Genomic DNA, 25486 nt, shown 5'->3' on the forward strand with positions numbered 1-25486 from the left:
TTTGAACTGGACAAAAAAAGATTTTGAAGCATATGTGTTATTGTATGCAGCACATTGCAATCATATAGAGGATATTGCAGAGCAAAAATTTATCCGTACAAAGGTAGATGAAGCTACTTTTCATAGAATGCACACAGAAGTTGTTGTAGATTCTGATGAAGAAAATATAAATAAAATTCAAACATTTGTGGCAGATAATAATTTGACACAAGAAGAAAGAGATGAATTATTAAACAATATTAAACAAGTGTTTTTTGCAGATGGATCTGTAGACATACTTGAAAAAAAAGGTTTTAGCATTTTAAAGAAAATTATTAGCTAATACCAAAAATTAAACGCATTACTTACCTTATATACGCATAGGTTTTTTTCTTGTGTATTTTAGTCGAAATGGGGGTTTTTACTAAAGTTCTAAATATAGGGTAATAATGTGTTTTTTGTCAATCAATCAACGGCTCTGATTTATTCAAAGCCGTTTTTGTTTAAAAAAACTTAATAGATTTTAATTAAACTATTTTAACAGTACTAACACCGCTACTTTTCTTAGTAATTTGAATTTGCGTTGGTATACGCTCTTTTAAGTTTTCTACATGAGAAATAATACCAATTGTTTTACCTTGAGATTGTAAAGTTTCTAATGTAGAGATAACTGTCTCTAAAGTATTGCCATCTAAAGTACCAAAGCCTTCATCGATAAAAAGTGAATCTATTTTAACGTTTTTACTTGCCAAGTCAGATAAACCCAATGCCAAAGCCAAACTAATAATAAACTTTTCACCTCCACTACAAGTATCTACCAATCTTGCTCTATCTGTTTGGTAATGGTCTATCAAATTAAAGTTCAGTTCTTCTTTGGGTTTGTAAGAATCTTCTAATTTTAACGAATAACGCTTGTTCAAATTGTACAAATGCACATTTGCCAAATCTAATAATTGTTTTAATGTTAAACGTTGCACATACACATTAAACGCATCTTTTGAGTTACCAATAATTTTAAACAACTCTCGCCAAACGTTGCAAATTTCGTTTTGAATGTCTATTTTTTTATAGACCTCTTTGTTTCTATCTTTAATTTCTTTGTCTTTTCTAAACGCTTCTTCAATTTTACCTTTTTCTGTTAAAAGGGCTTCTTTTTTATTTTTTGCGGTGGCTAAGAACTGTTTACTTTCTTCCGCTGTAATTGTAAAGTTTTTACGGTTTTCTAAGTTTTTAAATTCTTGTAAATTGTTTTCTTTTAATGTTTTTATTTTTAATAAATTCTCGTGAACTCTTTCTTTTAAATTTTTATAATTTGCACTTAAATCATCAGGTAAAAGAGCCAATTCAATAGCTTTACGTGTCGCAAAATTACTAGCTTGTATTTCTTTATTCAAGTTGATTTCTAATTCGATTTTAGAGCCTTCAAGTTTTTTTAAATCAATAGTTGTATTTGCTAAAGATGTTTCTTGTTTAGTTCTTAAATTCTGCAAATTATTAAGTGCCTCTTTGCTACTACGTTCTTTATCTGATAATTTTTTTGTGAGCGCTTGTAACGTTGTTCTTTTAAAATCTACAGATACTTCTTTTGGCAAAATAGCTATTCGTTGCCCAAGGATTTTATCTAAAATCTCAATTTTTTCTTTTAAAGTTTTTTGCAGGTTTTTAATATCCTGATCTTTAACTTTTAAATTGGCATCAATACTTTCTAACTTGGTTGTTAATACCTTTTGTTCAGACTCAAATGCGGCAATCTCTTTTTCTTTAGCATTGTATGCAGCTATATTTTCGTCTATATTTTTTAGAAATAGACTGCTTTCTGGTATGCTTGGTAATGTGTACGTGTATTTGGCTAAAGAAATCTTTAAACGCTCTTTTATTTCTTTGCCAAGTTTTGTGTTTACAATTGCTTTTTTGCTGTGTTCTTCGGTAGAATTTTTAGCATATTTGATCTGTTCTTCTAATGTTGCAATTTGTGTGTTTAAAGCACTATTTGTCTGCTGTTGCAATTGCATTGCTTTGGTAAGTTGGTCTTTTTCTTTCTGAATATTTTGAGCAATTTGTAAATTCTCTTCATGAATTTTTAATTGATGCTCTAAACTTTTAATTTCACTATCAATTTTTTCTAGGTTAGATAATTCAGTAGAAATAGGTGTTGCCTTCGCTTTTAAAATTAGTTCAGCTATTTCTTCTTTTTTCTTTTTTAATTGATTTGTTGCATTTTCTAATCGGGTAATTATTGTCGTTTTTTGTTGTACAAATTGGTGCTGCTTTATACTTAATTTACTAAAGTCTTCTTTTCTTTTGTTGAGTGTTACTGTAGCCTCACTAATTTGAATCTTTGGTGTGTTTTCTGTAAAAGGATGTTCGGTAGCACCACACAAACCACAAGGTTCTCCTTGCGTTAGATTTGCTCTATCAGCTTCATACTTGGCAATGCTGCGTTCTAATTCTAAAATTTTAGTAGCATCAGATACCAAGTCTTCTTGCATTTTTAAGTCTTTTTCTAAAACGGTAAGATTGGTTTGTACTTCCTTTTCTTCTTTTGTTAATTTTTGTATTTCTAAAACAATATTTGTTATCTGCTGTTGAAAAAGGTTGTACTGTTCTGAAAGACTTTTTAGTTGTTTCCAGTTATTTATTGTTTTTACATCAATTGCTTGTTGTTGTAAAATGTCTTGTAAGGTATTATTCTCTGTCTTTTTATTAAGAGCTTTTATTTTACTATCAAACTCTTTTAATGTTATAATTTCTTTATCAAAAAGTAGCTTTTTATCTTTTAAAACTTGTGCTGTAGTTATTGCATCTTTTTCAAGTTTTTTTAAAATATTGGTACTTTCAATTACAATGGCATTGTGTGCTTTTAAAGCCGAAAAATCTTCTCTCCAATGGGTTAATTCTTTGGCAACCTCTGTTAGAAAGTAGTTGTTTTTTAAATAGTTTTTTGCCGCTTTAATTTGTGCATCAACTTTATCAAATTGCTCTGTAAGTTTTTGTTTATTTATAAGCTCTTTTTTTATTTCTACATCTATTAGCTTAATATTTTCTGATGTTTTTAACTTTACTTGTTGTTCGGTGTTAAACGTAGCATCTAATGTTGTAACCTCTTCAAACTTTGGCAACCATTGTTTAAAATTCTTTTCTTGGTTTTCAAGAGCAGTGGTGTCTGTTTTAACTTGCGCTTCTAATTGAGTAATTTTTGGCTTTAAATCATTCAGTTCTTTGTTTAAATGAGTTACAGTTTTTTGCTTTTCTAAAATAGATTTTTCAGTAAGAACTAATTCTTTTATCTTTTCTTTAAAAGGCAAAGCTTTCTCGTGCAAAGCATAGGCATCTAATTTTGGTTTTTGTTCTTTAACGTATTTGTCAATCGCCTCAGAATTTTTTTCATTGTCTTCTTTTGCTTTTGTCAATTTAGAAAATTCTGTATACCAATCAACAACCGCTTGCGAGGTTTTAATTTCAGATTCAGATTTTGTAATCGCCGTTGCAATGCCGTTGCTTTCTTCTAATAATTTCTTTTTATCGTCTTCACTTAAAATATCATCCGCATTAATTTTTGCCTGAATTTCTTTTAAGATATTTTCTTCTTTTGCTTTTCTTTCTAAAATACTTTGCCCAATTTTTTTATAAATCTGTTCACCAGTAATTTGTTCTAAAAGCTTTCCTTTTTCTGGTCCTTTGGCTGTTAAAAATGCTGCAAATTCACCTTGGGCAAGCATTACAGATCGTAAAAATTGGTTGTAGTCTAATTGGGTTACTCTTAAAACTTCTGCTAATAATTGTCTTTTTTGAGTAGCTAAAATTACGCCTGTAGTTAAGTTTTTTAAGCTGACTTCTTCTTTGGCATTTTTATAGAGTTTACCATTTTTATCAGCAATTCTTACACCCCAAAAAGCTTCAAAAGAAGCCGTTTTGTTTTTAAATACAATTCTACTGTATGCGTTTGTTGCGCCATGGCTTACTACATCTAAAAGTGTGCCTTTTGTACCGTTAAATCTTGGCACATTATGATACAAGGCAATAGTAATGGCATCTAAAATAGTTGTTTTACCGGCACCTGTAGCACCTGTAATGGCATACAAACCTACATCTCTAAATTGTTCACTGTTAAAATCTATACAAATCGGCGTATCAGATTTTAAAGAGTTGATATTTTGTAATTCTATTTTTAAAATTTTCATAACTAGATGCCTTTATTGCTTTTTTACGGTTTGTAAAATTTCATTAAAAGCATCCCAAATGGCAGGTTTTTGCTCTAAATCATATTCCATTTCTTTGCATTTTAGTTTAAAAACTTCTGTTGGCACCAATTCTTTTATAGATTTTGTGTTTTCTAACAATTCTTCAATTCCTTTAATAGAGCGTTCTCTTTGCAAGCCAATTTTTAAGATTTCAAAAGCATGATGTTCTGCGGCACGTTTTAAACTTTCGGTATTTACTGTATGGTCTTCGTTTAATACAATTTCTACCCAAGGTGTTAAATTGTAGTTGTTGGTGGTAAGCTCATTAAAGGTTTCAATACAACTTGCTACAGTGCCTGTAATTTTATAAAATTCGCGAAACCTCGGCACAATTGCTTCTTCAATATTGCAGATGGTATTATCCTCTACAGTTAATGCAATAACTTTTTTCTCGTAACTCACTTCGCTAAAACTCAACACAGTTGGCGATCCTGAATATCGAACCTTCTCATTGCCACCAATTATTTGGGGTCTGTGTAAATGGCCTAAAGCCACATAATCAAAATACGTATTAAAATCTTCTGCACCAATATGGCCCAAAGTACCTACATAAATATTTTGCTCGCTATCAGAAACAGAACCACCTGTGGCAAACAAATGCCCCATGGCAATTACAGGTGCATTCTTCTTGTTAATTTCTTTAGAAGCTTCTGCTGCTGCATCGTAATGATGTATTAAAGCGGTTTTATATTTGTCTATCAACTCGTCAAAAGTTTCACCGGCAACCGCACGTCTAATATCACCGTCTCTTAAATAAGGTACTGCGGCAACAATTACCTGCTCATTGTTTACCTCAATTTTAAAAACCTCGTCTTTAATGTCTTCAGTTGCTTTACCAACTACCTTTATAGACAAAGCGTCTAAAATAGGTTTTGGTGCGTTTAAAGTTCCGGGGGAATCATGATTACCGCCCGTAATAATAACCGATTTGCAAGTAGTTGCTTTTAAATTCATTAAAAAGCGGTAGTACATTTCTAAACTTTGGTTTGATGGCGAACCCGAATCAAAAATATCGCCAGAAACTAATAAAACATCAATTTCTTGTTGTATAATGTAGTTCTCTAACCACTCTAAAAATAGGGTTTGTTCTTCAAATTGAGATTGTTCGTGCAGTCTATGTCCCAAATGCCAATCGGCAGTATGCAATATTTTCATCGGTTACAATTTTAAGAAGTGTTTCTTTTTCTAAAAACAAAGTTAACAACAATTAGTTTAAAGCACCATGACTTTTTGCAGTAGCTACCCAATGACTTGCAATCTCTTGGGTATTTGCGCCCAAACCTCTTGCCAATTGTAATGCGACGCCAATTAAAACAACAGCCGCATCGCTAATTTTATCTAGTGTATCTAAGCCACCAAAATTATCCTGAATTTTAGCCATTAAAAGCTCGTTATGTGCCGTGGCAAAGTCAATAGGGTTGTCTATTGAACTATCTATAGTTGGCAACATCAAAGCGTCTAACCAATCGGTAGCAATGCGTTGGGTTAAGTCTTCTGGTAATGCGTTGCCCATTTCTTGCCACAATTGCAGTGTTTTGGTATCTCCGGATGCAGACAAACCGGTTTCTAGCAATAACTGAAAAGCAACATCTGCAATATTTTGCATGATTTCTAAATACGCGTCTTGGGCATTCTCAAAAGGTGTTGCTCCTTGTCCTTTTAAATAGTTACCCACCGTTAATTTGGGCAAATTTAAAACCTCTGCACAATCTGTTAAGCACGGAAACGCTTTGCCCTCGAACATATAATGTGCTTTGTTAAATTGTATTTGACGCCCTAAAGGGTACAAACGACAAGCCAAAGGCCTACCATTATGCACACTGCAACCTTTGGTATCTATATATTGACTACAAGCACTTTGCCCTTTGCTATCTTTTGTACCATTAAAAGTTAAACGAACGCCACCAAAATCTGTGTACAAATCTCGAAACGTTTTTGGGGTTACTTTTTTCTCGATGCTAAATTGCAACAACTCCCACGGATTTAACATTACGGCTTTCCCATAACAACAAGTACCGGCTCTAGAGCAGGTAAGGGGTAAAATACTTTCTGATGTTAGCTTTGTGGTTTGCATTGTTGTGGTTTAGAGAATGGTAAATGTATTGTTTTTTTGGTTTTTTATGGGGTTATGGTTATTTCGTTTATTTAAATTGTCGAAAGGTATAATATTTGTTAGTATTTTTTTCTGTATTTGCATATGTGATTAAATAACTATTAGACTAGATTGATTTTATTAAATAGTTTTAATAAGTGATGACTAAGGTCATTATTTAATATATTTATTTATTTCAAATTTAAATAGTTCATTTTGTGACTTTAAAAAATTCTTAAAATTATTATTACTTATTAAGTTTCCAAAAGAATCAAGTTCAAGATTTTTTAATTGGTCATTTTCTTTTAAGACTTTACTTATACTTGGATTCAGACCAATTCTGGTCAAGTTTATTAAATCCCTATCACTGCTACCGTAAATAGCCAATAAATAAGTTTCCTCATTTATAAAGTTAAAGTCGAATAAAAAGGTAATTAATTTCTTTAGTTTGAAACTGACAAAATCTTCCTCTAATTTGATTTTAACTAAAGATATATTTGCAAGTTTTTGTCTTGATTTACCCTTTAAATTAATATAGACTTTGTTCTGATATTCATAATTTTTATATTTATCAGATTGTGATGCAACTTCACCAAAAGAACTCCCGATAAATAAATAGGAATCTTTTACATCATTTGCCTTTTTTTCAAAATAAGACAATGTATTGGCTATTTTCTCTTTTAAACTTAAAAGTTGAAATATCTCAATGTAATTTTTATAGTAAGTTCTGGCTTTTACATTCTTTAGACGCTCAAGCTCAAAATCTTTTATCTCATTTTCTAAGTTACTAATGAATACTTCATAGATAGTATTAATTACATCATTATTGTTACTAATTTTCGAAGTGTTCTCAATAATCGTAGGAATTATATCTTCATAACTTTTATAAAAGTCATTAATATTATTCTCAATGAAGTGTTGTTTTATTCTATCGGATAAATTATGAGGATTAATGTTTATAAGAAAATCTGTTGAATCAATTAGTTTTCTGTCTTTTTCGTTTCTCTTTTCTTTATCTTTCTTAGGTATTTTTAATTCTTCAATATTATATTCTTCAAGAAGTGGATTCTTATTTTCATCTTTAAATGTATGCTCACGTAAAAGACTTATTTTATTTAACATATTGCTTCTAGAGTCAGTATACTCATCACTGTCAACAAAGTGAACCTGTGATACTAATTTATCTAACTTATCATTGAAAACATAGTTAAGTCGATTCACTCTGCCAATTAGATTGTTTAATCCTTTGACATTTAAACCATAAGTTGCTGTTATATAAAGATTATCAATTGGAAAGTTTATTCCTTCAAGAATTACAGAATTGGCAACTACATATTTAAAATCTTGAACTTCTTTATAATTATATTCCAAGTATTCTTTTAATATATTTGGAAGCTTTCCATGTAAATATACAATCCCATTTAGTATATATTGAACAATGTTAATATCTTCAGAAATTTCTTCGGATATTACATTTGATATTTTTTTCAAGTTATGATTATCAGATACATTACTTAGCTTACTGTTGAGCCTTTCTGCGATTTGTTCTACAATTATAGGTCGGTAAGTATATAAGAAATTTTTACTCTTAGAATTAGTTATAATATAATCAGCAAAATTTAACTCACTAGCTAGATGGTATTTTTCATTAGTATATCTATTATAACTAAATAATTTGCCCTTTTTGTCAAGATAGAAAGTATCAAAGGTCTTTAAGTTATGTTTTATTGTACTTTCAAATATTTGACCTTCAGATGTGTTTTTTATTTTAAGGTTTGAAATATTTGAAACAAGAGGAGATAAATATAATAATCTATGTTCATTGTTCTTTTTATAATTGAGCATTATCAATCTAGAAAGTAAGAAGTTTCTGCTGTTGTTGTTTAATAAATTATGTGCTTCATCAATGAACATTATATCAAATGCTAAGTCAAACTTATTAATAAGCCTTGTTGCTCTCTCTTGCGTTAGTATGCCAATGAACCTATCTTCATTATTGTACATTTCATCATGAAGAATTAGTTTGTATGGTAATTCTAAATTTCTTACATCATTATACGTTTGAACAATAAGAGATTTTGTAGGAACTACAATAACAATTTTCTTATAATCATTTCGTGCAATAACGTCTCTAATTATTGAACTTTTACCGAAAGAAGTTGGTGCAATGTATGCTGTGTCTTTTGTTTTAATATTTTCAAATATCTCACGAGACCTATTGTATTGTTCAACAGTTTCAACATATTGTTCCTTCGAATAAATCTTTTTTACTTCATTATTTATAATTGCTTCATGTAAGTGATTTTCTTCTAACAATTCATGTTTTATTATAAAATTTGAAATTGGATAAAACCCGATTTGCAATGAAATATCATATAAAGGTTTATAATCATTATGCACTAGGCTGTATTTCAAAATTATATAGTATGCAATATTAAAGTACCCTTTTAGTCGTTTATCATTATTGTAGTACCTAAAGAAGATAACTGCAGAACTTAAAATATATTGAGCTTCTTCTAAATCTAATTCAGTGTTCAGTATTAGTTTTTTGAAACAACCAATAAAGAATTCATTGTTCTTTAAATTTAGTAATTGACGCTTTTCGTAGCTAGTAATTTTACTCATTTAAATAATTAATAAAGTGTTTAGCTGAGTTTTTATTAATACATAAAACATTAAGCTTTTTAAATTTGTATCCACTTATTAGATTTTCAATTTTATTTTTCAAAACCTCTTTATCAATGTTAGTATATCGAGCTCCTAGATATAAAGTTGAACTAGGTATTAAGTTGTAGTTTTCTACTTTACTAAATTTTTTTTGAACATATTCTTTTGAAAGGTTTTTTAAAGTTTTGGAAATGTTATCATTGAAATTGATACTTCTATGCAATGCATGATTATATGCATTTCGCCAAGGGTCATTAGTTGCATTTATTCCTTCTATTTTTTTTCTTAAATCATGATATGATTCTCCAATATTTTCGTTGTGAGTAGCAGTCGTAGTAGTTTCTAAGGATGATTTACTCTCATATATATAAAAATCTTCCTCTAATAGATATAGTCCATCAAATCCTTTTTTCATTCCTTTTTCTTCCAAATTCCTGAATAAAAAATGTTGCTCATACTTATTTGCGCGTAAATATAAATGACAAATAAATTCAGAAACTATACCAATTTTTTGTGCTTCGGTTTTTCTTTCTATAAGATTTTTTAATTCGGTTTTTGTAATGTTAATGTCTTCAGCACTTTCAATAATTTCATTATCCCCATTCCATATTTGATGAATATTACTCTCAATATAGCTTTTTAACCTCTCTGAGTATGTGTTAATACTTAAAAAGTGTAATGTTATTTTATCTGATAATTCTATCTTATATCTTCCAAACATTCATTCTATTTTAAATTTAAATTATTGAACTAATGATTTTTTTTATATTAAAATAAAGTCAATACAATCACAATAACCATTTAAACGATTTATAATCAACTTCAGCGAATTTCGTGTATTTATATGTAAAAGCCAATAGTAAATACATTTTTGTTTCTAGGTAAACTATTTAAGAGCTATAAGGTTATACTATTTGCACAAGGGTGCGTTTGTGCATCCGTCAGTAGGTTTTGTTGCATTGCTCAGTAGGTATTGTTGCATTGCTGCTGAGGTAGTTTAGAGCAATACTAGAATTCTTTTGTAACTATTGTAGTATTTATTTAAAAATATACTAGTATATTTTTAAAATTATTGTAGAATAATTTGTAGATTTAGAATTGATAGGTAAATAGAAGATAATTAACAAGATACAAAAAATAAATTACAAATGGCGCTACGTTACAGAATTTCTAAAAGAAATAATAGTATTGGTAAAAATACCGAGAATTATATTTTACAAGCCGTAAATACAGGTACCATAGATTTAGATACCTTAAGCGAAAGCATTAGTAACGAGTGTACTTTGCACAGTGTAGATGTAAAAGCTGTGTTAATGGCTTTGGGTAAAAAGTTAGATTATCATTTAAGCGATGGTAAAATTGTAGATCTTGGTGATGTGGGTAAGTTTAAAATGGGCTTTAGCGGTGTTGCAGCTGCTGCACCAGAAGCACTAAGTGTAAAACGAAACATTAAAAAGTTTCATATCAATTACCAACCGGCTCTTAAAATGAAAAGAAAATTAAAAGGCGGGATAACTGTGTATAAAGAAAGTAGTAGGGTGTAAGCGGTTTACAACCTTACTATACATTTTCTGTTACTTTGGTCTCTAAGTTCTCGAAATCGTACAAGTTATGGTCTAGTAAATGCGACGGAAAAACGTTTTGCAAAGCATTCATCATAATCGAGTTTCTATTCGGGAATTCCTGTTCCCAATCGGCAATCATTTGTTTTACTTTTTTACGTTGTAAGTTTTCTTGCGATCCGCATAAATTACAAGGTATAATCGGGAATTCTTGATACGCTGCATAAGTTTCGATATCGCTTTCTTTGCAAAAAGCCAAAGGTCTTAACACTACTAAATCGCCAGCATCGTTTTTAAACTTTGGTGGCATGGTTTCCATTTTACCGGCAAAGAAAAAGTTTAAGAAAAAGGTTTCTATAATATCATTTCTGTGGTGGCCCAATGCCAATTTATTACAACCTAAATCTTTGGCAGCCTCATACAATGTACCTCTTCTTAAACGAGAACACAAACTGCAAGTAGTTTTACCTTCGGGTGTTTTATCCATTACCACTTTATAGGTATTCTTTTCTATGATTTTATAAGGTACTTTTAGGTTGCTTAAATAAGTAGGCAGTACCTCTTCTGGAAAACCGGGTTGTTTTTGGTCTAAGTTTACGGCAACAATTTCAAAGGAAATAGGTGCTACTTTCTGAAAATATAATAACATATCTAACATTGCATAACTATCTTTTCCGCCAGAAAGACACACCATTATTTTGTCTCCTTCTGCAATCATAGAAAATTGCTTGATAGCTTCTGCAACCGAACGTTGCAATTTTTTTATTACCTGCTTCTTAGTATCCATTTTGCAAAAATAGTAGTTTGTAAAAGAAGGTTAAAATGAAATTTAAAATTAATCGTATAAATTTTTAGGTATGTATTTTTATGTTTTGATGACAAGATTGCCTTTTTCTTTTCTTTGGACTGACAAACTTACGGGTTGTTCTGAATGCCTTTTAAAACCAATGATAGCAACATGTTTTATATTTCAAACCACATATTTAAGCTATAGATACAAGTTTTATATAAATTAATTGCTTTGGCTTGGTTTTGGAGGCTTTGTATGTGTAAATTAAAAAAGTTTGTAAAGTGCAAGAGTTGTAGTTTATCAAACTTACAAAAGAAATACATAATAGTATGATGCAAGTAAAAGAGAACAACACTGTAAAAGTACATTACACAGGAAAATTAACAGACGGACAAATTTTTGATACTTCGGAAGGAAAAGAACCAATTGAGTTTACTTTAGGAGAAGGACGTTTGATTCCTGGTTTTGAAAAAGGGTTGTTAAACATGAAGTTGAACGAGAAAAAAACACTAAACATTGCCAAAGAGGATGCATATGGCGAAGTAAATGCACAATTGATACAAGAAGTTGCTAAAAAAGACTTACCACAAGACATGGAGCCACAAGTAGGTATGGGGTTGGTTTCGAAAGCACCAGACGGTAGCGAAATGAATTTAATGGTAGTAGAGGTAAAGGAAGACGCTATTATAATTGATGGAAATCATCCGTTAGCGGGTAGAGATTTGGTATTTGATATCGAAGTTGTAGCCATTAAAGAGGCTGCTACAGAAGCATAATTATAAATGATTGTATAAAAAAAGCCTTTGCATTTGCAAAGGCTTTTTTGTTTATATAATTGTTTGTACTGCGTTTAGAATTTGTAAATCTGCCATGTCTGCAATAGTTCTAACTCCTTGTGGTTTTAGTATAGAAAGTTCTGTACATGCAATTACTACAATATGTTTGGCTGCATACTTTTTTAAAATAGCTTGGTAATCTTTCACTAATTCTTCTGTTTCTGTATAGGTATAAATTGCTTTTCTTGCGGTGTCAATTAATTCCATTTCTTTAGCTGTAGGTAGTACTACTGCAATACCGTTTTCTTTAAAAAATGAACGTAAGTAAGTTGCATTCATGCTATGTAAAGAACCTATTAAAACGATTTTAGCAACTTGGTGTTGCTTTATTTTAGCGAGCGTTAAAGGCAACGGATGTACAATTGCAGTAGCAGATGCAACACGATCTATTGTTTCGTGCAACGTAATATTTGGTACTATAATTTTATCGGGTTGTAATGCTGTTATTTCTTGTAAATCTTTTGCAACGATAACGTCTAATGGTTTAGAAACGTTTGGTAATAACGGATTTATAGTATCAAAATTAGTGTTATACATCCAAAGTGGGCAAGTGCTGTATCCGCCTTTTTTTAAATTGTATTGCTTGTTCAATTCTTGTAAATAATAAGCAGTAGCTCTACTACCTAAGCCATATAGTGCTAATTTCATAGCAAATTATTTTTAGTTTCTTGTTAATATGTAATCAGCAAAATAAGCCTTACTATCCATAATTTTAGTATCAAGAGTAAAGCTAGTGTTTGCAATAATTTGTTGTATTAAAATATCGTTATACTTTCTTGATATTTCTGTGTGAATTTTTTCACCTTCTTTAAAATGAAAAGTCTTGTTTAATCGTTGCACTGTTACTTCTTGATCGCTAGTGCTTACAATAAAACTTTTGGCAATACCTTCTTCTTCGTTATATTCTGGTTGATGTTTAAATTGCGATGTATTAAAATCTGCATTTAATTCTGTATTGATTCGGTCTAACAAATTTAAATTGAATTTTGCCGTAATACCTTGTGTATCATTATACGCAGGCAATACAATTTCTTTCGATTTTATCAAATCTGCACCTAATAACAATTTGTCGCCTTTTTGCAAATTTGCACCTAAATTATAAATGAATTCTGTAGCAATTTCATCATCCATGTTACCAATATTAGAACCTAAAAACAACATTACTTTTGGGTTGTTGTTTTCTTTTAGAGAATGTAGCACATTAAAATAATCTCCTTGTTGGGTTTTTACAGAAACATTAGGCAATTCTTTGGCTAAATTGTTTTTTAATTGCGCTAAAGCATTGGCAGAAATATCTATTGGCATATAATCGAAACGATATTTTTGAGCATCTAAAACTTTTAAAAGTTCTTTGGTTTTTGTACCATCGCCAGCGCCCAATTCTATCAACTCGAAATGTGTGTTTTTATCAATACCAAAAGCGTCTATTAATTGTTGGGTTTTATTTTTAAAAATATCAAACTCACTTCTGGTTAAATAATATTCGGGCAGATTCATTATCTGTACAAAAAGTGCGTCGCCAATTTTATTATAAAAATATTTAGAAGGCAATGTTTTAGGTATTGCCGATAAACCTTGTTTTATTTCTTCTTTAAAAGTTTCTGTCATCTTATTTTACTAATCGAATTCCTGTAAACTGCCATCTATCTGTTGCACTAAAAAAATTACGGTAAGTGTGTCTGCTATGATTTGCCGAGGTAGCGGTAGATGCACCTCTTAACACCATTTTATTACTCATAAATTTACCATTGTATTCGCCAACGGCACCGTTTGCTGTAACAAAGTTAGGATAGGGTAGATAAGCACTATTTGTCCATTCCCAACGCAAGCCCCAATTTAATTTTTTAGAAGCAATTTCCCATTCAAATTCTGTTGGTAATCGTTTGTTTTTCCAAGTTGCAAATGCATTGGCCTCAAAATAACTAATATGGCACAATATTGCATCTAAGTCTATTTTTTGCAAACCTGCTAAAGTGTAATACTGCCATTGCTTGTCTATGTTATGCCAATACAAAGGCGCCTTTATATGTTCATTTTGTATCCAAGACCAGCCTTCATCTAACCAAAGATTAAAATTGGTGTAACCGCCATCTTCAATAAACTCTATATATTCTTTATTGGTTACAAGGTAATTGTCTATTTCAAAATCGGCCACATAAACTTTATGTACACCAAGTTCATTATCATAACAAAATCCTTTTTCTTGATGCCCAATAGTATACACACCTGCATCTACTTTAACGCTTGTGTTTACCGCATTTTTATCTGAAACTAAATTGTAATTTTCTTGAAAACTAGGTAATAGCGGATTGTGGCCCAACATGTATTTTACATCCGTAACTAATAATTCTTGATGTTGTTGCTCGTGTTGCAGGCCTAAAACAATTAAATCGATAATTTTTTGGTTTGTTATCGAGTCCATTACTGCTAACATTTTACTATCTACATACGCTCTATATTCAAAAACAGTATTTGTGCTTGGTCTAGACATGTTGCCTCTGTTGTTTTGCAAAATTCTAGCACCAACATTGTTGTAATAACTATTAAATAAGTAGTTAAAATTAGCATCAAATTCTTTATAATTTTTGTCTATTTCTTTTAATATAAAAGTTTCGAAAAACCAAGTGGTATGTGCCAAGTGCCATTTTGCAGGACTCGCAAATTTTACCACTTGTATGGCAAAATCTTCTATTTCTAAGTGGTTACAGAAATCTACTGTGGCAGTTCTAATTTTTTTATAATTTTCTTTTAGCTGCATTAATTATAATGGGGTCTTTATTTACTTGTTTTGTGAAATTTACTAAAATTATAGTGTATTGATACATACTTAGTATTAAAGTTAAAAGAAACATTACATTAAATTCACATAAATTGCTGTTCGAATTTTTGTAGAGCTTTCTAAATAATTAATGATTACATTTTAACTAATTCGTATGCTGTTCTTTATAGCAATAATTAATACATCGTATTATTGTTTGCTGATGTATTTGGAACTTGCTGAATACTATCCCAGTGCTCAACAATTTTACCATCATCTGTAAAACGGAAAAAATCCATAGTAACATATTGGTCGTTCCCAGGCCAAATTTGATGTGTGTGAAGCGCCACCAAATCGCCTTCTGCAATTGTTCTTACAAACCGAATAGATTTGTCTTGATACTCTTTATGCATTTTAGTAAAATAATCGATAAACGCTTGTTTGCCATCTGCTACTAAAGGATTGTGCTGAATATACTTATCACCAACATATAGTGCTACTGCCTTTTCAGGATTACCATTATAAGCCATTTTATAAAATGCAATAGCATTTTTTTTATTGTTTTCGAGATTCATTGGTTTGGTTTTAGAAATTTATTTTTTATAAAAAACTAAGAATCTCTAAGATACAAAAAAAGTACAGTTCGTAAATAATCTACGTAATAGTGTGCTATTTACAAGTGGTTATAGCATCGATTTTAAGTTCTTAAAATCTTTAATAACCGCATCGGCATTTTCTAAAGTTTGACCTTCGGATAAAACATTGGCATACCCAAATACAAAGATATTGGCATCATTAGCAGCTTTAACACCATTATCAGAATCTTCAATAACCACACAATTTTCTTTAGGTGTATTTCCTAGAATTGCTGCTTTGTTAAAAATTTCTGGGTTTGGTTTCGATTCCTTTAAATCTGCGCCACTAATTTTAGCCACAAAATATTGGTGTAAATTAAAACGATCAAAAACACGGTTGATGTTTACCATGGCAGAAGAAGAAGCTAATACCAATGTGATGTTTTTTTGGTAGAGGTATTTTATCAAATCTTCTACACCAGCAACTAAATGTAAGTTAGGATCGTTTTCAAAAAAGTTTACGTATCGTCTACGTTTATCTAAAACCAAATCTTCTGGATTTTCATTTAGCTGAAAGTGTTTTACTAATTTCTGAAAAGCGTTAATTGTAGAAGAACCCGTAAAAGATTTATACAAAGCATCAGAAACATGAACATTTAAAGAATTGAAGGTTTCATAATAGGCTTTTTTATGAATCTCTTCAGAATCTATAATTACACCGTCCATATCAAAAATAACACACTTTATTTGTGAAGGTAATTTCATTTTATTTCCAATTAGAAATTATTAGGTAAGAATACATCATTAAAAACAATAAGTTTATTAGAAAAGACACAAATATTTGATTTTTTTGGGGCTTCTTTCTTTCTGTAATTAAAAATATCATTCCGATAATGGACAATAATAAAATAATAGCTGCTATTAAACCTACTATTGTAGAAGAAACATAAGTATTTGTCTCATTCATATAAATTGATAGAACAATTATTACGATTGTTAAAACAAATGAAATTACCCCACATTTTAAGGCGTTAATCAATTTCATAATTAATCTAAAAATTTAGCTTTCAATTCTTTAGTAGGTATCATACATTGCTCTTTTTTGCCAAACCATTTGTAACGGTTTTTAGCAACAAATTCGTACACATGATTTCTAAAACTTTCTGGAAATATATAAAATATACGTGTCAAATGCCATAAACCGCCAAAAGATTGCATAATTTTTAAAGCAGCTGTAGCTTTTACATCATAAGATACGCCAGGTTCATAAAGAATGATAGAATCTAGTTTGCGAGTATCGATGCCTAAATAGTTTATAATTTCTGTACCCTTTTTAGATTGAAGAGCAGCAAAAAGAAACTCGTTTTTTTTATCGAATTTAATTGTTTTTGTAACTGCATTATTGCATAAATTACAAACACCATCAAATAAAATTATCTTCTTATTTTTAGGAATATCAAGCATTTAAAAAGGTTCTCATGAATTTATAACAAAGATACTTTAAGTTTTTTAAAATTTCTTGTAACATAATTTATTTTAAGACGTCTTATGTTTGTATTTGAAATGTGAATTCTTGCTTTTAACAAAAAATTAGTAAGTGTACTCATTGGTAATCAATACTTTTATACAAAACAACCACCAAATGATTAAAATAGAAGGACTGCATAAATCTTACCCAATTGGTAAAGACTCTCTACACGTTTTAAAAGGAATCGATTTACATATTAAAGAAGGCGAATTTGTTTCTATTATGGGATCTTCTGGTTCTGGAAAATCTACCTTACTAAATATTGTTGGTTTATTAGATGTGCATGACGAAGGTACTTACCACTTAAATGGGCAGTTGATAAAAAACATGAACGAGAAGAAAGCAGCAATTTTGCGTAATAAATTCTTAGGCTTTATTTTTCAATCGTTTAATTTAATATCTTACAAAACAGCTGTAGAAAATGTTGCTTTGCCATTGTATTATAAAGGTATGGCAAGAAAAGAACGTTTGCAAATAGCCTTAGATTATTTAGAAAAAGTTGGTTTAAAAGATTGGGCAAACCATTTACCAAATGAGCTTTCTGGTGGACAAAAACAACGTGTTGCCATTGCAAGAGCCTTGGTTACCAAACCTAAAGTTGTTTTAGCCGATGAGCCAACAGGAGCCTTAGATTCTACTACAACAGATTCTGTAATGGATTTGTTAAAGGATATTAATGATGAAGGAATGACGGTTTTTGTTATTACACACGAAGAAGAAGTTGCAGAACAAACCAAAAGAGTGGTACGTTTAAAAGACGGTTTAATTATTAGTGATGAAATAACTGCAGTAGGAAAAGCTAAAGCCGTTTAATATGTTTGATTTAGATCGTTGGAGAGAAATTTTTCAGAGTATAAACAAAAACAGATTACGTTCTGTAATGTCTGGTTTTACGGTAGCCTTTGCAATTTTACTGTTTACTTTATTATTTGGTATTGTAAGCGGATTAAGTAATTCTTTTAAAGGTGCTTTTGCAGATGATGCGCAAAATGCCATGTTTGTAAGAGTCTGGAAAACCTCTAAACCTTACAAAGGTTTGCAAACAGGTAGAACCGTTCAATTAAAAAATAAAGACTACGATTATATTACTGAGGAGTACGGAAACAAAATTCAATACAAATCTTCTAGAATTTATAAAAACTTTACCATCAAGTATAAAAATGAGGCAAGCAATTATAGTGTAATGGCTGTAAACCCAGATCATCAATATTTAGAAAAAACAATTATTGATGAAGGTAGGTATTTAAATGAAAGAGATTTAAAAGAAAAATCGAAAGTAATTGTAATTGGTAGGTTGCTTAAAAAAGATTTATTTGGTGAAAGACCTGCGTTAAGAAAAAGGGTAAACGTAAACGGAAGTTCATATTTAGTAATAGGTATTTTTTCTGATGAAGGCGGAGATAACGAAGAAAGAAAAGCATTTATACCACTAACTACCGCACAAATGATGTATGGTAATAACGATTACATTAGCCAAATTGCTTTAGGGTACAATCCTAATTTAAGTTTAGATGCGGCTGTTGCTTTTGGAAATCAAATGGAGCGTGATTTAAGAAAAAAGATGGATATTCATCCAGATGATCAAAGTGCGCTTTCTGTTAGAAATATGGCAGAAGCTAATAAAGGTGTTGGGCAGTTTATGGGTGTTTTATATGCCATTGTAATCTTAATTGGTTCTGGTACTTTAGTTGCAGGTATTATAGGTATTTCTAATATTATGATTTTTGTAATCAAAGAAAGAACAAAAGAATTTGGTATTCGAAAAGCCTTAGGAGCCAAACCCGTTTCTATTGTAGGTATGGTTGTACAAGAATCTGTCTTAATTACCACACTTGCAGGTTATCTAGGGCTTACCTTAGGAACGTATATTTTAAGTTTGATTGGTAATAGTTTAGAAGAAGATTATTTTATAAAAGACCCAAGTGTAAGCCCAGGTATAGTAATAGGTGCAACTATAGTTTTAATTCTATCTGGCTTAATTGCGGCTTATGTACCAGCAAAAAAGGCAGCAAATATTAAACCAATAGAAGCATTAAGAGCAGATTAATTATGAAATTTTTATTCGATTCAGATACTTGGCAAGAAATTTACGGTAGTATCCGTAAAAATAAAATTAGAACAGCAATTACTATAATTGGGGTTTTGTGGGGTATTTTCTTATTGGTTGTTTTATTAGGTGCTGCCAGAGGAATGGAAAATGGTTTTAACAAGCTGTTTGGTAATTTTGCAACAAATAGTGTTTTTGTTTGGACACAAGCAACGGATACACCTTTTAAAGGTTTTCAAGAAGGAAGAAGGTTTTCTTTAACTATGCATGATATTGAGGTTTTAAAATCTGAATATAGTGATGAAATTAAATTATTAGCACCAAGAAATCAAACTAGTAATTTAATTGTAAAAGATTTTAAATCTGGAAATTTTCAAGTAAGCGGAGATTATCCGGTATTAGATCAAATTCAGAAAAAACAATTACTTTATGGTCGTTTTTTAAATGAGAACGATATTTTATCTACGGCAAAAGTTACCGTCATATCAGAAGACATGTACAAACAATTGTTTGATAAAGGAGAAATACCTATTGGCCAATATGTAAAAATAAATAGCATTAATTATAAGGTTATTGGTGTTTACAAACCTTCTAATACAATAAATTTTGATGGTGATTGTGCATACATCCCTTTTACTACTTTTAGAAAAGTATACAACACAGCAAATAAAGTAGATTGGATGATGATTACCGCTAATGAAGGTACAAACATCGAACAAATGGAAAGTGATATATTGTTAACCTTAAAAGGTTTGCATAAAGTGCATCCAGAAGATGAAAGAGCATTTGGTAGTGTAAATCTTGGTAAAGAAATAGGCAAGGTTACTGGTTTTATTACGGGTATGCAATTTTTAACTTGGTTTGTGGGTATTGCAACGTTAATAGCAGGTGTTTTTGCAATTGGTAATATCTTATTAATTACCGTAAAAGAACGTACCAAAGAAATAGGAATTAGAAGAGCTTTAGGGGCAACACCAAAAAGTATTCGTCAACAAATTATATTAGAGTCTGTTTTCTTAACAACAACAGCGGGTATGCTAGGTATTATTTTTGGAAGTTTAATACTATTTTTAATAGATTCTGCAGCAAGTAGCAATGAAGATATTCCGTTGATAAACCCTACAGTAAACATACCTATAATTTTAATTGCCTTTGCTACATTAATTTTTCTAGGAACATTAATAGGATTAATTCCGGCACATATGGCAACAGTAGTAAAACCAATAGAAGCATTAAGAGAAGAATAAAATCAATTAACAACAAATCATGAGTAAGAGATCTAAAATTATTTTAATAATTATCGCAGTATGTTTTATTGCAGCACTTGTTTGGTTCGGTAAAAAGAACAAGAAAAGTATTGTAGAGTATGAAACAGAAACACCTTTTAAAACCACAATTGTTAAAAAGACTGTGGCTACAGGTAAAGTAACACCTTTAGAAGAAATAGAGATTAAGCCACAAATTACAGGTATTATTGATAAAATAATGTTGTTAGAAGGCTCTAAAGTAAAAAAAGGAGACTTGATTGCAACCGTAAGAGTTGTGCCTAACGAACAATCTTTAATTAGTGCAAGAGGTAGAGTAGACAATGCAAAGTTAAGAGTAAACAATGCAGCTATTTCTTATAACAGAACTAAAAACTTATTTGACAAAGGCGTAATTGCAAGAGCAGAATATGAAGGAGTAGAGCTTACATACAATCAAGCAAAACAAGATTTAAAAAACGCCCAAAACGATTATTTAATTATTAAAAGAGGTTCTGCGGGTTCTGGTGGTGCAGCAAACACTAATATTATAGCACAAATGTCTGGTACAATCTTAGAGATTCCTGTAAAAGAAGGTGATCAAGTTATTCAGTCTAACAACTTTAATGCTGGTACTACAATTGCATCTATAGCAGATATGAGTAAAATGATTTTTGAAGGAAAAGTAGACGAATCTGAAGTAGGAAAATTAGTGAAGAATTCTGATATAGAAGTTTCTATTGGTGCTATTGAAGGAAAGAAATTTCCAGCAAAATTAAATTTTATTGCTCCAAAAGGAACTGAAGAAGGTGGTGCAGTACAATTTAAGATTAAGGCAGATGTATCTTTAGACGACAACTTTTTTATTAGAGCAGGATATAGTGCAAACGCAGATATTGTTTTAGTTAAAAAAGATAGTGTTTTATCTATAAAAGAAGGTTTGTTAAAGTTTGATAAAAAAACCGAAGAGCCATATGTAGAGGTAAAAACAGGCGAAGGTACTTATGAAAAAAGAACTTTAAAGTTAGGAACATCAGACGGAGTAAATGTAGAGGTATTAGAAGGAGTTACAATAGAAGATGAAATTAAAATTTGGAACAAAGCTTCTAAAGATGATAAACCTAAAAGCTAAGATTTAGCAATTTATAAACAAAAAGATAGGATATATGTGAAAACATATATCCTTTTTTTATTTGTAATCGTTCGAGGTTTTAGCATTAAAAACAATTATGATGGCTATAATAATTAATGTTGCCAATAATTTTAAAATAGTAAAATTCGTAATGAAACCTAATGAGGTCTTTTTGATAACAATTTAATAATAAACAACATAATATATGTAATCAAAATAACATAGTTTTGCAGTGGTACTTATTTAGAAATAGGCTATTTCTTACTCTTACAATAATGTATAAAACAAACAAATGAAAAATAATTTTATAAAATTAATTACTTTATTAACAGTTGCAGTAATAAATACAAGTTGTTCAACCACAGAAGAGGTAGATATAGATACGACGGCACCAAAAGTTTTAATTGAAAGTCCTAGTGTAAATCAAACTTATGTAGGGTATTGGGGTGGTGCTTGGCCAGAAGCTGATAAAGTAATTATAAAAGCCTTAGGTGTTGATGATACAAAAATTGAATCAATAAAACTGACAGTTTTAAATGAGATCGGAACTATCGTCTTTGAAAAAACAGTTAATAGTGTTACAAATACACAAACAGAACTTGTAATTTCTGCAAGTTATACACCAACAGAAATAGGAACTTACAGTTTGGTATTTACTGCGATTGATTTAAATGGTAATATTGAAAATTCTGTATCTCGAAATTTTACAGTCAAATAATACCTATTTTATAAAAACTTTAAATAGTAGTTAGTAATGCTAAAAGTTTTTTCATTTGTAATGAGTTTTTGAAAAGTGAATTTTAAAATATAATTGGTTAATTCAGCTCAGTAATTATAAGGAGAGCGTATCTTTTCTCGCTCATTTTATAAGCAAACAAAAGAGTGATTATAAATAAGGCAAGTTCTAGACAGGATAGGGGTAAGCTAAGGAATTAGCAACAGATTACCTACTTTACCTCATTAGTTTTATGGCTGCTATATACAGCAGGATTATGTTTTTCCATATATAATTCAGGTTTAGGTATTTTCTTAAATCCAAATTTTTTATAGAGCCATTCAGCCGTATCGGTTAACAAAATCCAACGTCTCAATCCTTGTAGATTTGGATGCTCCATTATTTCACTCATTAACCATTTACTTAACCCTTTTCCTCTATATTCTTCTAAAATATAAACATCTCCTAGATAAGCAATAGTTGAGAAATCTGAAATTATTCTAGCAAAACCAATTTGTTTTCTTTCATAATAAATTCCAAAGTTTAAAGAGTTTTCTATGGATGTTTTTAAAGTTTCAATTGGGATTCCTTTAGCCCAATCTGTCTCGTTTGCAAGAAATTTATGAATACTCAAAAGATCTAATTTCTTCTTATCGGTAGAAATAGTGTATTTATTTCTATGTGTTTCTCTAATTTCCAATTCGATTATATTAATTATTTTAAGTGTTTAAATATAATTAGTTTTGTTTAAAGTTTTGGATTTTGAATAAAAATATTCCACTCATATAAAATAACTGCTAATCATTCAAAAGGCTTTTTACATATTTCATACTCAATTTTTACTTTTATTTCTTCTATCAAGCTAAACCTTGTTTAATTATATACAACCTGTTTAAATAAATTTTAAGTGTTTACGTAAAAAATAAGATGATACACTTAAGTGTTTAGAGAGATTTTAGGGTTCTTAAAAACAAAAAATCCAGAGAATAATTTCTCTGGATTTTCTTATAATTTAAATAGTACTTAAAAACTAAGTACAAATAATAGAAGTTTTAGTTCTTTTGTTTCTTTTTAAAGTCTTCAAATTTACTACCTTCTTTTTTAGGCCAGCTGTTGTTAGAAGTATCAACATCAGCAGTTTCAAAATCAGGATCTACAACAATACTTGTAATTTCTTTTGTAGAAGAAAATACTCTTTTCGCTGTAGTATCGCTACGCATCCAAATTTGTGCAGGAAAAGTTTCTCTTTTTGTAGTACCATCAGCATACGTTAATTCAACTATAATTGGCATAACTAAACCACCTGGCTTTTCGAATTCAACAGAATAAATATATGCTGGAACTTCTTTACCATTTGCATATTTATTCATTGCATTTGCGTTTGCATCTTCTTTTTTATCAGTAATATAAACTAAATCACCTAAGTTGTCAAAATATTGCTTGTATTGCTCTTTTAACTTCGTTACTCTTTCACTTGGCTTATCTGTTAAATATAAAGGCTTAACACTTTTTATACCTATGTCTGTAACATCTGTAGTGTAAAACCATCCTCTAAAGAACCAATCTAAATCCATACCAGATGCGTCTTGCATTGTTCTAAAGAAATCTTCTGGAGTTGGGTGTTTAAACATCCATCTTTGAGAATACGTTCTAAATGCATGGTCAAATAATTCTGGACCCATAATTGTTTTTCTTAAGATATATAAACCAGCAGCTGGCTTAGAATATGCATTAGGACCAAATTGCTTTACATAATCTCCTTGAGACATAATAGGAGAGATGTTTGCTTGGTCTCCGCCCATGTAACGTGTAATATTTTTTGCAGGATTAGATGCAAATAATTCTGGATCATACACATCTTCAGCTAAAATTTCTACGAAAGAGTTTAAACCTTCATCCATCCAAGTCCATTGTCTTTCATCAGAATTAACAATCATTGGGAAAAAGTTGTGACCAACTTCATGAATAATAACACCTAACATTCCTTTTTTCGTTCTGTCCGAATACGTTCCGTCTTCATTTGGTCTACCAAAGTTAAAACAGATCATTGGATACTCCATTCCTTGTCTTTCTGAGTGTACAGAAACAGCTTTTGGATAAGGATAATCGAAAGTTAATTTAGAATATTCAATTAAAGTTGTTGCAACAGCTCTTGTAGAGTGTTCTTCCCATAATGGGTTTCCTTCTTTAGGATATAAAGAAGTTGCCATAACAGTTTTACCATTTATGTTAACTGCCATTGCATCCCAAATATATTTTCTAGAAGTAGCAAACGCAAAGTCACGAACTTTGTTTGCTTTAAATTTCCAGGTTTTAGTGCCTGTAGCACGTCCCTTTTCATTTTTTTCTGCTTCTTCTTGAGTTACAATTATAACTGGTTTGTCAAAACTTTTTCTAGCTTTTTCAAAACGCTTACGTTGTGTTTTTGTTAAAACATCTTTTTCGTTTTGTAAAGAACCTGTAGCTTCTACAATGTGATCTGATGGTACAGTTAAATTTACCTCGTAATCTCCAAATTCTAAAGCAAATTCAGAACGACCCCAAAACTGCATGTTTTGCCATCCTTCTACGTTATTATAAACTGCTAATCTTGGAAAAAACTGTGCGATTGTGTAGTTTTTATTTCCGTCAGGAAAAGATTCTAAACCAGATCTACCACCATCTTTATTAATATCGTTGATTAAGTAATTCCATTCAATTCTAAATTCGAAAGTTTTACCAGGTGCCAATGCTTGTGGTAAATTAATTCGCATCATTGTTCTATTAATTGTATGAGATAATGGCTTACCATTACTTTCTACTTTTGTGATATTATATCCAAAACCTTTCTTTTCTCCCATATAAGAACTCATAAAATTGTCTGGAGTAACAAAGGCAGCAGCACTGTTAGATTTTGCTAACGGTGTTTTAGAATCATCTGCACGCATATTTTGATCTAACTGCACCCATAAATATTCTAAATGGTCTTTAGAATTGTTGTGGTAGGTAATGTTTTCGTCTCCATAGATTTTGTTTGCATTTTCGTCTAAACGAATATCCATAACATAATCTACTTTTTGTTGCGAGTATTGATGCCCTGGAGCACCAGATGCTGTATGTTGATCGTTTGGCGTAGCAAAAACATCTTTCATTTGTCTGAATTTGTTTTCGTCTGTGTGCCCTTGCTGAGTTTTCTTTTTTTCTGTTGTTTTCTGTTGTGCTATCGTTGCAAAACTAACAAAGAAAAGAGAAAACATAAGTAAAGAAAGTTTTTTCATTTTGTTTGAATTGAATTAATTATGACGTCTAAATTAAGCATATAAGTGCAGTTCTGTTAAATA

23 protein-coding genes are annotated in these 25486 nt (G+C 30.5%); 8 read left to right on the top strand and 15 right to left on the bottom strand.

All coding sequences use genetic code 11. The features are described 5' to 3' along the window. The first annotated feature begins 1 nt into the window (after position 1). Positions 2-322, top strand: a complete 321-nt coding sequence (locus tag ACYPV9_RS03950; RefSeq protein WP_459741762.1) for a hypothetical protein — start codon at positions 2-4, stop codon at positions 320-322. A gap of 184 nt (positions 323-506) precedes the next feature. On the opposite strand, the gene ACYPV9_RS03955 is transcribed toward ACYPV9_RS03950, so the two are convergent. The 5 genes from ACYPV9_RS03955 to ACYPV9_RS03975 all read right to left on the bottom strand — a co-directional run bounded on the left by ACYPV9_RS03955 (position 507) and on the right by ACYPV9_RS03975 (position 9700). Beyond that, the gene (locus ACYPV9_RS03955; RefSeq protein WP_459741764.1) at positions 507-4160 is read right to left on the bottom strand and encodes an AAA family ATPase; all 3654 of its coding nucleotides are present in this window, start codon (positions 4158-4160) and stop codon (positions 507-509) included. A gap of 12 nt (positions 4161-4172) precedes the next feature. Beyond that, complete coding sequence (locus ACYPV9_RS03960) at positions 4173-5375, bottom strand: exonuclease SbcCD subunit D C-terminal domain-containing protein (RefSeq protein WP_459741766.1); 1203 nt, start codon at positions 5373-5375, stop codon at positions 4173-4175. A gap of 52 nt (positions 5376-5427) precedes the next feature. Beyond that, positions 5428-6294, bottom strand: coding sequence for a YkgJ family cysteine cluster protein (locus ACYPV9_RS03965; protein WP_459741768.1), 867 nt, complete (start codon positions 6292-6294; stop codon positions 5428-5430). A gap of 192 nt (positions 6295-6486) precedes the next feature. Further along, positions 6487-8937, bottom strand: coding sequence for a DEAD/DEAH box helicase (locus ACYPV9_RS03970; RefSeq protein WP_299061007.1), 2451 nt, complete (start codon positions 8935-8937; stop codon positions 6487-6489). After that, the gene (locus tag ACYPV9_RS03975; RefSeq protein ID WP_299061005.1) at positions 8930-9700 is read right to left on the bottom strand and encodes a hypothetical protein; all 771 of its coding nucleotides are present in this window, start codon (positions 9698-9700) and stop codon (positions 8930-8932) included. Before ACYPV9_RS03975 ends, ACYPV9_RS03970 begins: the two co-directional genes overlap by 8 nt. A gap of 427 nt (positions 9701-10127) precedes the next feature. On the opposite strand from ACYPV9_RS03975, the gene ACYPV9_RS03980 reads away from it, so the two are divergent. Beyond that, positions 10128-10523 (top strand): HU family DNA-binding protein, encoded by a 396-nt coding sequence (locus tag ACYPV9_RS03980; protein WP_077809100.1) that lies wholly within the window; start codon positions 10128-10130, stop codon positions 10521-10523. Between the two features lie 16 nt (positions 10524-10539). On the opposite strand, the gene ttcA is transcribed toward ACYPV9_RS03980, so the two are convergent. Continuing rightward, positions 10540-11328, bottom strand: a complete 789-nt coding sequence (ttcA, locus tag ACYPV9_RS03985) for a tRNA 2-thiocytidine(32) synthetase TtcA (RefSeq protein WP_077809101.1) — start codon at positions 11326-11328, stop codon at positions 10540-10542. 332 nt (positions 11329-11660) lie between these two features. Here ttcA and ACYPV9_RS03990 point away from each other — a divergent pair, with 332 nt between their 5' ends. Further along, positions 11661-12107, top strand: coding sequence for an FKBP-type peptidyl-prolyl cis-trans isomerase (locus tag ACYPV9_RS03990; RefSeq protein WP_459741773.1), 447 nt, complete (start codon positions 11661-11663; stop codon positions 12105-12107). Positions 12108-12158: 51 nt separating this feature from the next. Here ACYPV9_RS03990 and ACYPV9_RS03995 read toward each other — a convergent pair whose 3' ends face one another. The 7 genes from ACYPV9_RS03995 to ACYPV9_RS04025 form a co-directional block, all read right to left on the bottom strand. Next, positions 12159-12815 carry an aspartate/glutamate racemase family protein gene (locus ACYPV9_RS03995; RefSeq protein WP_459741775.1) on the bottom strand — a complete coding sequence of 219 codons (657 nt, stop codon included), beginning with the start codon at positions 12813-12815 and terminating at the stop codon, positions 12159-12161. A gap of 12 nt (positions 12816-12827) precedes the next feature. Further along, a complete protein-coding gene (locus ACYPV9_RS04000) occupies positions 12828-13775 on the bottom strand; it encodes an L-histidine N(alpha)-methyltransferase (protein WP_459741777.1) in 948 nt (315 codons plus the stop codon). A 1-nt stretch (position 13776) separates the two neighbouring features. Then, a complete protein-coding gene (gene egtB / locus ACYPV9_RS04005; protein ID WP_077809105.1) occupies positions 13777-14925 on the bottom strand; it encodes an ergothioneine biosynthesis protein EgtB in 1149 nt (382 codons plus the stop codon). 197 nt (positions 14926-15122) lie between these two features. Beyond that, positions 15123-15500: a nuclear transport factor 2 family protein gene (locus ACYPV9_RS04010; RefSeq protein WP_459741780.1), complete on the bottom strand. Its 378-nt coding sequence runs from the start codon at positions 15498-15500 to the stop codon at positions 15123-15125. A 108-nt stretch (positions 15501-15608) separates the two neighbouring features. Further along, positions 15609-16265: an HAD family hydrolase gene (locus ACYPV9_RS04015; protein ID WP_077809107.1), complete on the bottom strand. Its 657-nt coding sequence runs from the start codon at positions 16263-16265 to the stop codon at positions 15609-15611. A gap of 1 nt (position 16266) precedes the next feature. Beyond that, the gene (locus ACYPV9_RS04020; protein ID WP_149025850.1) at positions 16267-16545 is read right to left on the bottom strand and encodes a hypothetical protein; all 279 of its coding nucleotides are present in this window, start codon (positions 16543-16545) and stop codon (positions 16267-16269) included. Between the two features lie 2 nt (positions 16546-16547). Further along, on the bottom strand, positions 16548-16964 hold the full coding sequence (locus ACYPV9_RS04025) for a thiol-disulfide oxidoreductase DCC family protein (RefSeq protein ID WP_077809109.1): 417 nt from the start codon (positions 16962-16964) through the stop codon (positions 16548-16550). A 178-nt stretch (positions 16965-17142) separates the two neighbouring features. Here ACYPV9_RS04025 and ACYPV9_RS04030 point away from each other — a divergent pair, with 178 nt between their 5' ends. The 5 genes from ACYPV9_RS04030 to ACYPV9_RS04050 all read left to right on the top strand — a co-directional run bounded on the left by ACYPV9_RS04030 (position 17143) and on the right by ACYPV9_RS04050 (position 22169). After that, on the top strand, positions 17143-17841 hold the full coding sequence (locus tag ACYPV9_RS04030; protein ID WP_077809110.1) for an ABC transporter ATP-binding protein: 699 nt from the start codon (positions 17143-17145) through the stop codon (positions 17839-17841). 1 nt (position 17842) lies between these two features. Beyond that, positions 17843-19075, top strand: a complete 1233-nt coding sequence (locus ACYPV9_RS04035; RefSeq protein WP_077809111.1) for an ABC transporter permease — start codon at positions 17843-17845, stop codon at positions 19073-19075. Positions 19076-19077: 2 nt separating this feature from the next. After that, positions 19078-20322: an ABC transporter permease gene (locus tag ACYPV9_RS04040; RefSeq protein ID WP_077809112.1), complete on the top strand. Its 1245-nt coding sequence runs from the start codon at positions 19078-19080 to the stop codon at positions 20320-20322. Between the two features lie 19 nt (positions 20323-20341). Continuing rightward, positions 20342-21451 carry an efflux RND transporter periplasmic adaptor subunit gene (locus ACYPV9_RS04045; protein ID WP_077809113.1) on the top strand — a complete coding sequence of 370 codons (1110 nt, stop codon included), beginning with the start codon at positions 20342-20344 and terminating at the stop codon, positions 21449-21451. A 292-nt stretch (positions 21452-21743) separates the two neighbouring features. After that, positions 21744-22169, top strand: coding sequence for a hypothetical protein (locus ACYPV9_RS04050; RefSeq protein ID WP_077809114.1), 426 nt, complete (start codon positions 21744-21746; stop codon positions 22167-22169). Between the two features lie 229 nt (positions 22170-22398). Here ACYPV9_RS04050 and ACYPV9_RS04055 read toward each other — a convergent pair whose 3' ends face one another. After that, positions 22399-22866, bottom strand: coding sequence for a GNAT family N-acetyltransferase (locus ACYPV9_RS04055; protein WP_459741786.1), 468 nt, complete (start codon positions 22864-22866; stop codon positions 22399-22401). A gap of 352 nt (positions 22867-23218) precedes the next feature. Next, on the bottom strand, positions 23219-25423 hold the full coding sequence (locus ACYPV9_RS04060) for a M1 family metallopeptidase (protein WP_077809116.1): 2205 nt from the start codon (positions 25421-25423) through the stop codon (positions 23219-23221). Positions 25424-25486 lie beyond the last annotated feature (63 nt).

Source organism: Polaribacter sp. OB-PA-B3 (assembly GCF_054589375.1).

What these genes read in the sequence shown, in the direction of transcription:
- ACYPV9_RS03960 (WP_459741766.1), bottom strand. Translation starts at nt 5,375, where the DNA reads ATGAAAATATTGCATACTGCCGATTGGCATTTGGGACATAGACTGCAC.
- ACYPV9_RS04050 (WP_077809114.1), top strand. Translation starts at nt 21,744, where the DNA reads ATGAAAAATAATTTTATAAAATTAATTACTTTATTAACAGTTGCAGTA.
- ACYPV9_RS04015 (WP_077809107.1), bottom strand. Translation starts at nt 16,265, where the DNA reads ATGAAATTACCTTCACAAATAAAGTGTGTTATTTTTGATATGGACGGT.
- ACYPV9_RS04035 (WP_077809111.1), top strand. Translation starts at nt 17,843, where the DNA reads ATGTTTGATTTAGATCGTTGGAGAGAAATTTTTCAGAGTATAAACAAA.
- ACYPV9_RS03965 (WP_459741768.1), bottom strand. Translation starts at nt 6,294, where the DNA reads ATGCAAACCACAAAGCTAACATCAGAAAGTATTTTACCCCTTACCTGC.
- ACYPV9_RS04010 (WP_459741780.1), bottom strand. Translation starts at nt 15,500, where the DNA reads ATGAATCTCGAAAACAATAAAAAAAATGCTATTGCATTTTATAAAATG.
- ACYPV9_RS04060 (WP_077809116.1), bottom strand. Translation starts at nt 25,423, where the DNA reads ATGAAAAAACTTTCTTTACTTATGTTTTCTCTTTTCTTTGTTAGTTTT.
- ACYPV9_RS03995 (WP_459741775.1), bottom strand. Translation starts at nt 12,815, where the DNA reads ATGAAATTAGCACTATATGGCTTAGGTAGTAGAGCTACTGCTTATTAT.
- ACYPV9_RS03955 (WP_459741764.1), bottom strand. Translation starts at nt 4,160, where the DNA reads ATGAAAATTTTAAAAATAGAATTACAAAATATCAACTCTTTAAAATCT.
- ACYPV9_RS03975 (WP_299061005.1), bottom strand. Translation starts at nt 9,700, where the DNA reads ATGTTTGGAAGATATAAGATAGAATTATCAGATAAAATAACATTACAC.
- ACYPV9_RS03970 (WP_299061007.1), bottom strand. Translation starts at nt 8,937, where the DNA reads ATGAGTAAAATTACTAGCTACGAAAAGCGTCAATTACTAAATTTAAAG.
- egtB (WP_077809105.1), bottom strand. Translation starts at nt 14,925, where the DNA reads ATGCAGCTAAAAGAAAATTATAAAAAAATTAGAACTGCCACAGTAGAT.
- ACYPV9_RS04020 (WP_149025850.1), bottom strand. Translation starts at nt 16,545, where the DNA reads ATGAAATTGATTAACGCCTTAAAATGTGGGGTAATTTCATTTGTTTTA.
- ACYPV9_RS04030 (WP_077809110.1), top strand. Translation starts at nt 17,143, where the DNA reads ATGATTAAAATAGAAGGACTGCATAAATCTTACCCAATTGGTAAAGAC.
- ACYPV9_RS04025 (WP_077809109.1), bottom strand. Translation starts at nt 16,964, where the DNA reads ATGCTTGATATTCCTAAAAATAAGAAGATAATTTTATTTGATGGTGTT.
- ttcA (WP_077809101.1), bottom strand. Translation starts at nt 11,328, where the DNA reads ATGGATACTAAGAAGCAGGTAATAAAAAAATTGCAACGTTCGGTTGCA.
- ACYPV9_RS04000 (WP_459741777.1), bottom strand. Translation starts at nt 13,775, where the DNA reads ATGACAGAAACTTTTAAAGAAGAAATAAAACAAGGTTTATCGGCAATA.
- ACYPV9_RS04045 (WP_077809113.1), top strand. Translation starts at nt 20,342, where the DNA reads ATGAGTAAGAGATCTAAAATTATTTTAATAATTATCGCAGTATGTTTT.
- ACYPV9_RS03980 (WP_077809100.1), top strand. Translation starts at nt 10,128, where the DNA reads ATGGCGCTACGTTACAGAATTTCTAAAAGAAATAATAGTATTGGTAAA.
- ACYPV9_RS03990 (WP_459741773.1), top strand. Translation starts at nt 11,661, where the DNA reads ATGATGCAAGTAAAAGAGAACAACACTGTAAAAGTACATTACACAGGA.
- ACYPV9_RS04040 (WP_077809112.1), top strand. Translation starts at nt 19,078, where the DNA reads ATGAAATTTTTATTCGATTCAGATACTTGGCAAGAAATTTACGGTAGT.